At 52.1% G+C, this 12,781-nt stretch carries 9 protein-coding genes and 12 tRNA genes; all 21 read right to left on the bottom strand.

Annotation, left to right across the window (positions count from 1 at the left end):
- Positions 1 to 24: 24 nt before the first annotated feature.
- Positions 25 to 615, bottom strand: coding sequence for a 2-oxoacid:acceptor oxidoreductase family protein (locus ACE419_RS09285; RefSeq protein WP_432646559.1), 591 nt, complete (start codon positions 613 to 615; stop codon positions 25 to 27).
- Positions 615 to 2,462 carry an indolepyruvate ferredoxin oxidoreductase subunit alpha gene (gene iorA, locus ACE419_RS09280; RefSeq protein WP_435721813.1) on the bottom strand — a complete coding sequence of 616 codons (1,848 nt, stop codon included), beginning with the start codon at positions 2,460 to 2,462 and terminating at the stop codon, positions 615 to 617. The genes ACE419_RS09285 and iorA overlap by 1 nt, the downstream gene beginning before the upstream one ends.
- 128 nt (positions 2,463 to 2,590) lie before the next feature.
- The gene (locus ACE419_RS09275; RefSeq protein ID WP_432646561.1) at positions 2,591 to 3,127 is read right to left on the bottom strand and encodes a universal stress protein; all 537 of its coding nucleotides are present in this window, start codon (positions 3,125 to 3,127) and stop codon (positions 2,591 to 2,593) included.
- Between the two features lie 39 nt (positions 3,128 to 3,166).
- Positions 3,167 to 4,363, bottom strand: a complete 1,197-nt coding sequence (locus ACE419_RS09270) for an ABC transporter permease (RefSeq protein ID WP_435721812.1) — start codon at positions 4,361 to 4,363, stop codon at positions 3,167 to 3,169.
- A complete protein-coding gene (locus tag ACE419_RS09265; RefSeq protein ID WP_435721811.1) occupies positions 4,344 to 5,456 on the bottom strand; it encodes an HlyD family secretion protein in 1,113 nt (370 codons plus the stop codon). Before ACE419_RS09265 ends, ACE419_RS09270 begins: the two co-directional genes overlap by 20 nt.
- 27 nt (positions 5,457 to 5,483) lie before the next feature.
- A complete protein-coding gene (locus tag ACE419_RS09260) occupies positions 5,484 to 5,966 on the bottom strand; it encodes a MarR family winged helix-turn-helix transcriptional regulator (protein WP_432646564.1) in 483 nt (160 codons plus the stop codon).
- Between the two features lie 136 nt (positions 5,967 to 6,102).
- Positions 6,103 to 8,607, bottom strand: a complete 2,505-nt coding sequence (locus tag ACE419_RS09255) for an EAL domain-containing protein (RefSeq protein ID WP_435721810.1) — start codon at positions 8,605 to 8,607, stop codon at positions 6,103 to 6,105.
- Positions 8,604 to 9,728, bottom strand: coding sequence for a DUF362 domain-containing protein (locus ACE419_RS09250; protein ID WP_432647907.1), 1,125 nt, complete (start codon positions 9,726 to 9,728; stop codon positions 8,604 to 8,606). The genes ACE419_RS09255 and ACE419_RS09250 overlap by 4 nt, the downstream gene beginning before the upstream one ends.
- 400 nt (positions 9,729 to 10,128) lie before the next feature.
- Positions 10,129 to 11,415 carry a lipase family protein gene (locus tag ACE419_RS09245; protein WP_435721809.1) on the bottom strand — a complete coding sequence of 429 codons (1,287 nt, stop codon included), beginning with the start codon at positions 11,413 to 11,415 and terminating at the stop codon, positions 10,129 to 10,131.
- 184 nt (positions 11,416 to 11,599) lie between these two features.
- Positions 11,600 to 11,685 (bottom strand) — tRNA-Leu (locus tag ACE419_RS09240).
- Positions 11,686 to 11,690: 5 nt separating this feature from the next.
- A tRNA-Leu gene (locus tag ACE419_RS09235) sits at positions 11,691 to 11,777 on the bottom strand.
- 48 nt (positions 11,778 to 11,825) lie between these two features.
- Positions 11,826 to 11,911, bottom strand: a tRNA-Leu gene (locus tag ACE419_RS09230).
- A 22-nt stretch (positions 11,912 to 11,933) separates the two neighbouring features.
- Positions 11,934 to 12,019, bottom strand: a tRNA-Leu gene (locus ACE419_RS09225).
- Between the two features lie 32 nt (positions 12,020 to 12,051).
- Positions 12,052 to 12,140, bottom strand: a tRNA-Leu gene (locus tag ACE419_RS09220).
- A gap of 17 nt (positions 12,141 to 12,157) precedes the next feature.
- Positions 12,158 to 12,231 (bottom strand) — tRNA-Gly (locus ACE419_RS09215).
- Positions 12,232 to 12,242: 11 nt separating this feature from the next.
- Positions 12,243 to 12,318, bottom strand: a tRNA-Thr gene (locus ACE419_RS09210).
- 8 nt (positions 12,319 to 12,326) lie between these two features.
- Positions 12,327 to 12,402, bottom strand: a tRNA-Phe gene (locus tag ACE419_RS09205).
- 47 nt (positions 12,403 to 12,449) lie between these two features.
- Positions 12,450 to 12,526 (bottom strand) — tRNA-Asp (locus tag ACE419_RS09200).
- A gap of 15 nt (positions 12,527 to 12,541) precedes the next feature.
- Positions 12,542 to 12,617: transfer RNA gene (locus tag ACE419_RS09195), tRNA-Val, on the bottom strand.
- A gap of 6 nt (positions 12,618 to 12,623) precedes the next feature.
- A tRNA-Lys gene (locus tag ACE419_RS09190) sits at positions 12,624 to 12,699 on the bottom strand.
- 7 nt (positions 12,700 to 12,706) lie between these two features.
- Positions 12,707 to 12,781 (bottom strand) — tRNA-Glu (locus ACE419_RS09185).

The raw sequence follows: 12,781 nt of genomic DNA, 5'->3' as shown, positions 1-12,781 counted from the left end.
TATAATACCTGCCTTATTAAAGATTTATGCTTTGGCCAGCTCAAAGGCATAGCGCAGTGCTTTTTCATTGAGCTTTACATAGGCCGGCTTGACCTTTTCGCGGATGGCCTGCAGGACATCCTCTTCCGTCAGAAAGTCCAGCGCCCCGCTCTCGAGGGCCGCGCCGAGCATGATGACGTTGAGCGTCTTCGGATTGCCGATGACGGCTGCCGCAGCCTGACCGTCGATGACTAACACGTGCTCGGCATGTTCCTGAAGATACGCGACCATCTCTTTGCCCGTATAAGCCGTGCCCTTAAGGGCTGCCGTCACCGGCATGATGGGATGCGAATTGACGACGACCATGCCGCCTTTTTTAAGGTAGGGCAGCATGCGTACGGCCTCGGCCGGCTCAAAGGCCAGCAGAAGGTCAGCCGTGCCGCGGCGAATCATCGGACTCTTTATCCCCTCACCGATGCGCAGATGGCTGAAAACGGAGCCGCCCTTCTGCGCCATGCCGATGGTCTCGGCACTCATGACAGGCAGGCCCTTTTTCATAGATGCCGCCGCGATGAGCTTGGACGCGAGGACTGTGCCCTGACCGCCCACGCCCGTCAGGATGATATTTTTCTGCATCACTTTTGCCCTCCTTTATGTGTATGTGCAAACGGCGTGACCTCGATGGCATCGAACGGACAGATATCGGCGCAGATGCCGCAGCCCGTGCACTGTGAATCATCAATCATGATTTTGCTATCTTCGACGACAATGCCCGGACAGCCGATTTCGCGGATGCACTTCCTGCATTTGCGGCAGGCATCCTGCAGAACCTCGGCTTTGCCCAAAGGCTTGACGAGGGCGATGCACGGCGATTTGAAGATAATGGCCTTGACGCCTTTTTCAGCAGCGACTTCTTTTACTGCCGCAATCGCCGCTTTGAGGTCAAGCGGGTCCACGGTGCGGACTGTCTTGACGCCGATGCCGTGCAGCGTATCTTCTATCGAAACTTTGTCGACAATCTGGCCCATCATCGTATGGCCCGTGCCCGGATGCGGCTGGTGGCCCGTCATGGCCGTAGTTGAATTGTCGAGAATGCAGACCGTCAAATCGGCCTGATTGTAGACGCCGTTGATGATGCCCGTAATCGACGAGGCAAAGAAGGTCGAATCGCCGACAAAGGCAAAGCACTTCATGTCCGGTGTCACCGCCCCGATGCCCTGCGCGATGTTGATGCCCGCACCCATGCAGAGACAGGTATCGACCATGTCAAGAGGCATGGCATTGCCGAGCGTATAACAGCCGATATCGCCGCAGAAAACGCTCTTCTGCCCTTTCATCGCGCGTTTGACCGCATAAAAAGAAGCGCGGTGCGGACAGCCGGCACAGAGGACAGGCGGACGCACGACAGAAACCGGGGGCTCCGGCAGCTCTGCGTTTTCTGCCTGCGGCCAGCTCATAAACCTCGCGATATCATCATAAATCGTATCGCGTGTATTCTCGCCGGCCGTCTTGACATCGCCCGTGAGTTTGCCGCGAATCTTTACAGGCAGCTGATATTTGCCGCAGAGGAAGATGAGTTCGCGCTCAATGACGGGGTCAAGCTCCTCAAGACAGAGAACTTCATCAAGCCCCTGCAGGAATTCAACAGCGAGTTTTTCAGGAAACGGGAATGGCGTTGCGACCTTCAGGACGCGCGGTGCCGCTTCTTCGCGCTCATTCAGCGCTTCCACCGCATACGCGTAGCTGACACCCTGCGCGGCAATGCCGCGGCGGCAGTTTTTTTCCGCGGCCGGCTCGATATGATTGCGTTTGTAATTAGAGAGGACCATCCCGAGCTCTGCATTGCGCCGTTCAATTTCCTGATGTGCCCGGTACGAGAGGCGCGGGAAGATGACCCAGCGCGCAGGGTCCCGCACGAAGCCCTCAGGCTCCGTCTTTTTATATTCATCCTCATCTTTGACTTCAATCGAGGCGTAGCCATGGTCAATGCGCGTAGTCGGACGCAAAAACACCGGTGTGTGATATCGCTCCGAAAAGTCGAAGGCCTCCTGAATCATGTCATAGGCTTCCTGCACACTCGACGGGTCAAAGCACGGTACTTTCGCAAATGAAGCAAAATGACGCGTATCCTGCTCGGTCTGCGAAGAAATCGGGCCCGGGTCATCGGCAACCAGCACGACCATGCCGCCCTTAACACCGAGGTACTCAAGGCTCATCAGAGGATCCGACGCCACATTGAGTCCGACCTGTTTCATCGTGACCAACGCTCTCGCGCCGGAATACGCCGCTCCGGCTGCGACTTCCATGCCGGCTTTCTCATTCGTCGACCATTCCACATGAATCTGTCCATCTGGATTGTGTTTGGCAATTGTCTCGAGAACCTCGGTCGAAGGTGTGCCCGGATAGCCCGCGACCACGCGGACGCCGGCTGCCACAGCCCCCATGCCGATGGCCTCATTGCCCATCAGATATTCTGCATGCATAACGTTTCTCTCCCAAAATTTTTAGCGAATACTTCTCTATTATACAACCAAAATGCCATTTCCTGTAGATACATTTTACAAGAAATGGCATTTTAATGATATATTTCTCTTTTTTTATAAAGTACAGCTCACTCATCGTGCTGCGCAAGGTAGCTGTCCTCTTCATCCCAATCGTCGGGCATGCCCTTGACGATGAGCACAGGACACGGCGACTGCTGCAGGACATAATGCGAGACGGAGCCAACGAGCATGCTGCGGAACGTGCCGAAGCCGCGCGACCCCATGATGATGAGGTCGCTCTGCTCCTCTTCCGCCACTTCGCAGATTTTTTCGCCGGGATTGCCGACCTCAACGCGCGTTCTCGCCTTGATTTCCGGCGGTACGATGTGCATGAGGTCAGCCAGGAACTGATACGCCGAAACCTTGAGCTCGGCCGGCACATAGCCGCTGAGGCTGACCTGCTCAAAGGCCGATACCTGCTTGTTGAGGTCGACGACCATCAAAATGGTTAGATGCGCGCCCGTGACCGCCGCCATATGAATGGCCTCATTGACGGCCTTGAAGGCCTGACCCGAGCCATCCGTCGGCACGAGGATGCGTTCACACGCAATGGCCTGTTTCGGCCTTGACTGTATTTCCTCGATAAGCTTTTCCCTTGCCGTCATGATAAATCCTTCCCCTCTCTTTTCTATCCTTTTCCTGCCTTACGATTCCTGTGCCGCCCGCTCGGCCGCGACGATTTCCTTGATTTTTTCCTGATGTTTCGTTTCCTGTGCCTGATGCTTCAGGAGTGAACGCCTTGCAGCAAAGAATTTTGCACAGAACAAAATCGCCACGACAGCCATGTAGAGCAGGAAAGCGCCGAACTCCTTCGAGATATCCATGAAGCCCGCACCGCGCGCGATAATATCACGCACAAAATGGAATTCCCAAGTCAAAGGGAAAAGATGCGCAAGATACAGGACCCAGTCCGGATAAAACGACATCGGCCCCGTCGGACCGCCGAAGATAAAGCCGCCCGGAATAAAGAGAATCATACGCGAGGACGCAATGCCGGGGTTTGCTGCCGTCCAGCCAAACAGCACGCTGAGCATGCCGACAGTCAGTACATAAAAAATCTGCAAAAAAAGAAATGTCAGCAGGCTGCCGGAAAACGTCATATCACCTGTTATTCTCAGGATAGCCATGCCGAAAACAAAGGAAACAGCAAGACAGGCACCATACGGTACGAGCCGCACGATGATATCCCACGGCGTTCCCTCCAGAAGGATTTTATCGAGCTGATGTGTGAGACGGAGCCGCGGCACCATGCCGATGGTCGCAAATGTGAAAAACATTGAGCCGAAGAAGAACAGGAAGCCCTGCACTTCGACATTGTAATTGGAACCATTCGGATTGAAAAGATTGCGGTCTGCGAGGCTTATGGTGCCGCTCAAGGTATCATTCGTACTGCCGGGGTCGCCTGCTTCGGCCGCATTATCGAGACCGATGATTTCATTGAGCGCCGCTTTGACATCGGCCGTCTGAGCCGTATTCGTGTTGTCGTAAAAAACGCCTACATGATTCTCCGTGCCCGTATAACGGTCTTTTTCGAGCCCGCGCGGAAAATAAATGACGGCGATGGCCTGATCGCGGTAAAAAAGTTCTGTCGGATTCATGGGCGTATTCAAAACAGCCGTGACCTTCATGTATTCAGAAGCATCGATGCGGCTTGTGAGTTCATGGCTGTACGCCGAATTATCGAGGTCGATGACCGCCACTTTGGCATCGTGGGAAAAATTGCTGCTGAGCATGAGCCCGAGGACGATGCTGACAACAGCCGCTACCGTCAGGCAGACTTTTTCATAAGGCATCCCCTGTCCGGAAAACAGGAAATGAAGTTCATCTCTTAGTGAATTCACGTTCGTTCACCCCAATCGTCATGCCCGGCACGACGCCATCCTGCGGGTCTACATAGATGCGGACCTGAAAAGCCGTGAGGTCGGCCTGACCTTTTTCACGCGACTGCTTAAGGTCAGCAAATCCCGGGGCTTTGGTCAAAAGCTTGATCGTTCCCGGCACTGCCTTATCGCCGGCAACGGTACGTCCTGTGATGGTATCGCCCTCCGAGAGGCCCTGCGCCTGCTTCTCGCTGATATAGATGTCATAATAGCTGCGGTCGCTCTCAAGCAGCAGGACAGGCGTGCCGGCCGCGACCATCTCGCCTTCTTTCGCGAGCACCTTGATGATGCGTCCGTCTTCCGGTGCACGCAGCGTCAGGCGTTCCTTCTGCACCTCAAGCTGTTTGAGCTGCACTTCAAGGGCTTGTTTCTGCTGCTGCAGCGCGTCGATATCATTGCTCATATTGCTGGCCGACTGACGCTGCTGCGCGATAGTCGGCAGATTCAAAGAATCCGTATCGCCCGTGTCCTGTGCACCCGACAATAGCTTGCTTAAAAGTTCCTGCTGCTGCGCGACATTGGCTTCGGCGACATTTAAAGCCATCTCAGCATCATCGAGCTGGGATTTGGCGATGGCACCGGCCGCGAGGAGTTCCGACTTGCGGTTATAGTCAATGCGGCTGTTCTTGAGTGTCGCCTGCGCCGAGGCCACAGCTGCCCGCTGCTGGTCAATCTGGCGGAAGCTCTGCTGTTCATCATTATCGGCTTTCATGAAATTGACCGACTGCGAGCCGCCCGTCGAACGAATCTGTGCGTCGAGCTGCGCAATCTGGGCTTTTGTCTTGGCAATGGAAAGGTCCGTATCCGTCGAATCGAGCTCCATGACGACATCACCGGCCTTGACTGTATCGCCTTCCTTGACGGCTTCATTGACAAGGCGGCCGCTCACGCTGTCGAACGACATCTTGACCTGTTCCGCCGTCAAAATCCCCTCTTTTTTCTCCATGCCAAGTGCCACGGCATCATTTCCCTTGTACAGTAAAAGCACCCCGGCAATGACGAGCAGAGCGATGAAAACAGCTCCTGTACGCAGGGCTTTCTGTCTTGTATTCATTCTGGTTCCCTCCTAATCAGGATTTTCTCAGCCTGACATTTTCTTGAGCAGACGGATGAGTTCTTTTTGTTCCTCTTCGGTGAGCTTTTCCATGAGCTTCGTAACGCGCAGATAATGCTCCGGCAGAATTTTATCCATAAAAGTCCGCCCCTTGTCCGTCAGGCAGATGAGCTTTTTGCGCGCATCCTCCGCTGCCTGCTTCACGCAGATATCACCGTCACGTTCCATGCGCATGAGCATATTGCTGATGGTCGCCTTGGTGACACCGACTTTTTGGGCAATCTCAGAAGGGGCAATGCCCTGCGGATTCTGATGCAGGACAATCAGACAGCAGAATTTGCCCTCGGACAAGTGATATTCCTGCTGCAGCACATCAAGGATGGCACGCTGTACGTCCTCACCTGCCTGTTTGACTTCCAGCATGGCAATGACGGCTGCCGGCTTGATTTCCGGCACAATCTTTTTATGATGCTCGAGTTCTTCCCAGCTCGGGATGAGTTCCCGTTTCATATTGTTTCCTCCACTTCATTAACAGTAATTTAGTTAGGTTGCTAACTAATAGTATAATCATTTTTCGAAACGTTGTCAAAAAAAAGGAAGAGCCTCTGCTAAAAAGCAAAAGCTCTTCCTGATGTCAATATTGTATTCAATGACGATGTTTACCGCCGAGCACCGCATCGAGGATGTCCCGATGAAAAGATGCGGAATCCTCTGGATAAACCGTACGCGTTTCCACAAACAGCGTGCAGCTGCGCTGTCCAAAGTGGTGGATGCCCTCAATGGCCTGACGAAGTGCAGTGTTCAATTTCTCCACATCTTCTTCCGCGTGGTATTGATAAAAAATAAGGAACTGATCCTCGGCAAAGCGGCCAGCCGTGCCCGTCTGCTCCAGAACACGCTTCATCTCTTCCGCAATGCAGGCAAGAAGTTCCGCGACGGCTGTTTCTCCGTACCGGCGCTCTAAACGCGCAATTGCACGAACCCGAAGGAAAATCGCGGCAAAGGCCCTTTTCTTAAAACGATATTCATCCATATACTGTGCCAGCAGAGAAAGGATGCCCTTGATATTGGCCAGTCCCGTTACACCATCCGTAAACAAGAGCTTCTGGGACTTCTCCTCATTGCGTATAAATACGTCAGTCGGCAGAAAATATCCCATAAGTCCTCTGATACTGCCTTCTTCATCATAGAGCGGCCATTTGGAAGCCAGGATATCATACTGACGGCCGCGGGCAATGCATTTCCCCGGAACGTCATGCAGGGCGACGCCTTTTTCAATGACATCAAGCTCGTCGTTCTTAAAAGAATTGGGCTGTACATGCCAGTTCATATCCTCATCCGTATGAGCTGCCACTTTTTCCACAGAATCAAAGTCATAGAAATCTAAGAATTTCTGGTTGACACCGAGGAAGCGGCGTTCCCTGTCCTTCCAGAAAACCGGCAGCGGAAAGCTCATGATGAAATTATCCCAAAGCCTCCTGATTGACATAACGGACGTCTCTTCTTTTGCCTCTGCCTCCCCTGACTGCTCTGTCAGGGTGTACTGCGATCCGGTCAGATCCTTTTCATAGCGGGCAACATCCTGTGCATCGGAAACGCGGATCACATAGAAAAAGATATCCTGTTTCGTACTCGTGATGCGCGAAATGCGATGCGTTTTCCAAACCAGGGTGCCATCCGGTCCCTTTGAACGGAATGCCTCCGCAATACTGCTGAGCGGAGAGCCGTCAACGCGCTCTTTTAGCGTATTGAGATCCAGAAATTCTGCAAAGCGCCTGCGGTCTGCCGAATAAATCATCTGTTCCTGATAATTCTGCAGGGCCTCATCCAAAGAGTATTTATGCAGGCCAGATTTGAGACGCGGCTGCGTCAAAACGACAACTTCCCGTTTCGTCAAATTGACAGCCGCCAGACTGTCGTACAAATAGAAGAGATTGCGCAAAAAATAGGCTGGTTTAAAGACAGGTCCTTCATGGTCAATCTTATGCAGATGGCAGTCAATCGAAATCAGACAGTGTCCATTGTAGGAAATGACGCGATGACAGTTCATCATGACAAAATTGCCATTGAGAGGATACGCTAATTCCTCAGCCTCTCCCGACAGCATGACGCGCCGCAAACCGCGCTGAAGATAACGGATGGCCGGCTGTTTTAAGACATTCAGCCGTTTTTCCCAGACACTGCGCCCATCTTCGAGCTCCGGCCAGAGCACCTCATCACATTTATGATTCGCAAAGAGGATATGATAGCCATGGTCCCGGTATTCGACGAGCAGCAATGGCCGCCCTGTCAAAAAGTCGACGTCCATGATGGCATCGTAATAGGCCTTCCAGCAGCTCAGCTCAATTTCAATGCCTTTTTTCCTGCAGTTCTCAATGGTTTCATCGTATGGACGCGGCTTGCCGAGGTAATATCCCTGAATTTTTTCACAGCCGACCTCGCGCAGGAAGTCAAACTGCTCCTGCGTCTCCACGCCTTCTGCCAAAGTCCGGTTGCCGATGCGCTTGTCCATGGAGATAATCGAGATGATGATATCGCGGGCCCTTTTCGTATCGCTCTTTAAAAAAGCCATGTCCATCTTCAGAAGGTCAAAGCGCTGGTCCTTGAGGAATTTCAAGCTCGAATAGCCGCTGCCGAAATCATCCATCCAGATTTCGTAGCCGGCCTCGCGGAAACGGTTCAGGGTTTCGCCAATCCTCTTATTGCGGTTTGTCAGGACATTCTCGACAATTTCCAGATGAAGAAGATCACGCGGCACATTGTATTTGCGTACGGCATTTTCTACAATCGTAAAGATATCGAAATCGTCCTGGATGAAATCAAGACGGGAAAGATTCAGCGAAACAGCTACAGCCGGCTGCCCCGCTTTCCTCACACGCGCCTGATTTCTGCATACCTCCTCCACGAGGAATGCATCCAATTTGTGAATTAAATTGTGCTGTTCGAGTATCCCAATAAAAAAGGGCGGCGTTAAAAAACCCCAAGTAGGGTCATCCCAGCGGGCCAGCGCCTCCATGGCGCAGAGCCTGCCGGTGATGGTCCGTACGATGGGCTGATAATAAACGCGGCACCATTTTTTTTCAATTGCTTCATCCAGATGCTCAATGACATAGGATGGCGGCATGTCAATCTGCCTGCGCTTTTTCCTCATTTAAGTTTCACCAGTTCATACGCTCTCGTGCCCATGCCGATCTTTTCAGCATGTTCGAGCGTCTCTTTCCAATGGATATTCGGATTGTTGTCGAGGAAGTGGTCATGATGGTGATGCCAATCCGGTTTGGCGAGATTGTCCGCGAGCTGGCTGTTCGGCAGCGGCGTCGCTTTAAGGCACGCATCTGCGCAGGCCTGGTCAAGAGCCACAGGGTCAAACGAGGCGAACATGCCCTGATCCGGCAGAATCGGCGCATCATTCTCGCCATGGCAGTCGCAGTTCGGCGAAATATCGCGGACGATATTGATATGGAAGCACGGACGGTCCTGCACGACAGCCTGAGCATATTCGGCCATCTTGCGGTCGAGAAGGTCGCCGGCATCCCACTGCTCATTGCGGATGGCATCGTACGAGCAGGCACCGATGCAGCGGCCGCAGCCCTTGCAGAGGTCCTCATGGATATGGGCTTTATTATTCTCATACGTAATGGCATCGGAGCCGCATTCTTTCGCGCACTTGCGGCAGCCGCGGCAAAGCTCCTCATTTACTACGCATTTGCCCGACGAATGCTGCTCCATCTTGCCGGCACGGCTGCCGCAGCCCATGCCGATATTCTTGATGGCACCGCCAAAGCCCGTAGCTTCATGGCCTTTGAAATGAGCCAGGCTGATGAAAACATCGGCATCCATGATGGCACGGCCAATTTTAGCCTTCTTGATATACTCGCCATTCTTGACCGGCACTTCGACGTCATCCGTGCCGCGCAGACCGTCACCGATGATAATCTGGCAGCCCGTAGTCGTCGTATTGAAGCCGTTGAAATTGGCGCAGTCCATATGCTCCAAAGCATGTTTGCGGCTGCCCGGATAAAGCGTATTGCAGTCCGTCAAAAACGGCATGCCGCCCTGTTCCTTGACAAGATCTGCCACGACTTTTGCATACTGCGGACGCAGATAAGCCATATTGCCGAGCTCACCAAAATGCATCTTGATGGCCACGAATTTGCCATCCATATCGATATTCTTAATGCCCGCTGCAATGCAGAGTGTCTTGAGCTTCTGCATGATATTGCGTCCTACCGGCACACGAAAATCCGTAAAATAAACTTTCGCCTTTTCCATAATAATCCCCCTAAAATAGAATTCTCTTTCTTAATTTTACACAAAAACAAAACGAGTCTCAACCATCAAATCCATACACATACAAAATGCCCCATTCTGAATGTCAACAGATTCGACATGACTCGCCCATTTTCCTTTATGATAAAGCAGCAGACATAAAATAACCATCAGCAGCTTTCTCGTCACCGCTGATGGTTATCTGTGAGATAGAAACCTTCCAATCATGTAATTCATGTGATACGACTTGTTCCACTTGGACTCGTTAACTAGCCCATTGGACTCTCCTCCATCCTGAGTAAGTAAATCGGCTGTCTGGAAAGGGTGAACCTTTTACCTTTCCTTGGCTTATCTTTATGATACCGGATAACGGGAAAAAAGTCAAGATTATTTTTAGAAAATTTCATGTATTCTGTACACCAAATACAAGATCAAGATCCTGCATGCTCAGAAACTCCAGATAAAGCACGGCTTCGAGCGGCGTCATGCGGCTGGCTGTTGTACTTTTCGACTCAGCTGCGAGCAGATTGCCCTTCGTGTCATAGATCGTCGTTTCAAGCACGATGCGAAAATTATATGTTTCCTCACGGATGCGTTTAGTCGTCAGAACCTGCTGAATAACATACTTGCAGCCCGACCTCTTGGCAGCCTGACACAAAGCCGGCAATGCCTGCCCCATTTCTTCATCTTCTTCATCATCCAGCACACAGGGCGTATAACGTTTCTGCCAGCTGCCGCGCAAGACTGTCCTGATATCATCAGTATCCTCTGTCAGCAAAGGATCTGCCTGTATCATCGGCATGGTCACAAAAATACCGCCATTTGCCTGCTTGGGATGACTTTCAATCATACGGCTTTGCAGGTCTCCCTGACTTTGTACGACATGAAAATAACTGCGCAGGGCATCGTCGAGATAAACGACCATCTCATGCTCAAAACGCGCTGAACTGCGATTCTGCTGCCAGCGTTCCTTCCTGCCAAACTGCACATAACGCGTGCCGAGAGACTGCAGGGCCGCAGCTATGGGGTCTCCGTCCATGACTACACGCGTCAAATCCATCTTCGTTTCATAACGGCGTGCAAAGCGTTCATCCCCGACAGCCGGTGCCCCAAACGTAATGACGCGGAGCTGCTGCGGCCTGACCCCCATATCGCTGAGCCGTGCTGCTGTCAGCGTCGCTGCCGCGCCGCCAAGACTGTGACCCGTCAGGAGCAAAATTTCGTCTGGATTATCCTTAAGCTCCGCTGCCAACTGTTCTCCCAGGGTTCCTTTTCTGCCAAATAAAGCCGTATCAGCCGGAGCCTGAAAAACAGCTGCCATAGTATAATCATCGAAGCCCTTATGGACAAGAGGCAGCGCCGTACTTTTCCGATTTTCCTGTGCGGCCTTTATAAATTCCGGCACGGACGCACCGCCAAACGGCACCGCCTTCATGCGCAAATCCACTTTGGCATCCCGCACATTCTCAGTCCCCGGAAAAGCCAGCAGCAAGGCACGATGGCCATCTCCCAAATCCTTTGTCAGCAAATGACAGCGGCCCTGTGCCAGTGACGTCGATATCTCCTGACTCGAAAAATGCCAGCCCGTCTGCTGCAGCCATTCTCTTGCCAGCAGGCTCAATTCATCGGAATAAGAAGCCAGCGACACAATGGATGTGGTGAGCTCCAATTCTTCTTCCCGACCTGCCATTTGTTCTTCTGCCTGCACGAACTGCGGCTGCCAGAAAGATAGTGCAGGCATACAAACGGCAGTCAGTACCAAAAAGAATAATACCTGGACAAAAAGGCTTCGCGGCCGGCACTGCATAAAATCGCCTCATTTCTTTTGAATACAGAAAAAGCTCAGATATAAATCTGAGCTTACTATTTACAAATGGTGCGGTCGATGGGACTTGAACCCATACGTCTTGTGAACACTACCCCCTCAAAGTAGCGCGTCTGCCAATTCCGCCACGACCGCGTAAATGGTGCGGTCAAGAGGACTTGAACCTCCAAGGTGTTGCCACCACTAGCGCCTGAAGCTAGCGCGTCTGCCAATTCCGCCATAACCGCATGATATGAAGTTTTATGAAAACAGCACCAAGTACTGTTTAAAGCAAATGGTGCGGTCGATGGGACTTGAACCCATACGTCTTGTGAACACTACCCCCTCAAAGTAGCGCGTCTGCCAATTCCGCCACGACCGCATGATAAATATGAATTTGTTGATGGTGCGGTCGAGAGGACTTGAACCTCCATGATGTTGCCATCACTAGCGCCTGAAGCTAGCGCGTCTGCCATTCCGCCACGACCGCGTGATATAAAATTGAGAGATAGATACAAATGGTGGTGCCGAGGACCGGAATCGAACCGGTACGGTTGTTTCCAACCGACGGATTTTAAGTCCGTTGCGTCTGCCAGTTCCGCCACCCCGGCAGTATCATAAAAATTAGTGGAGCGGGTGATGGGAATCGAACCCACGTGATCAGCTTGGAAGGCTGGAGCTCTACCATTGAGCTACACCCGCATAATGCAAAGTGGAGCTGGCGAGAGGAATTGAACCCCCAACCTGCTGATTACAAGTCAGCTGCTCTACCAATTGAGCTACACCAGCTTGAAAAATGGTGCCTCAGAGCGGAATCGAACCACTGACACGGGGATTTTCAGTCCCCTGCTCTACCGACTGAGCTACCGAGGCATTTAACAAGTTAATATATTATAACACATTTCTGTGCAATAAACAAATGGCGACCCGAATGGGACTTGAACCCATGACCTCCGCCGTGACAGGGCGGCATTCTAACCAACTAAACTACCGGGCCATATGATTTAAAAAATGGTGGGCGATAACAGGATCGAACTGCTGACATCTTGCTTGTAAGGCAAGCGCTCTCCCAGCTGAGCTAATCGCCCATAAAATGGTGACCCACCACGGAATCGAACCGTGAACCTACTGATTAAGAGTCAGTTGCTCTGCCAGTTGAGCTAGTGAGTCATAATAATGGTGACGCCAATGGGATTCGAACCCATGAACCCGCCGTGAAAGGGCGGTGTCTTAACCGCTTGACGATGGCGCC

This window comes from Mitsuokella apri (assembly GCF_047974105.1).
Classification (GTDB): Bacteria; Bacillota; Negativicutes; order Selenomonadales; family Selenomonadaceae; genus Mitsuokella.
Note: the sequence above shows the minus strand (reverse complement) of the source record. Positions and strands in the feature narration are given on the sequence as shown.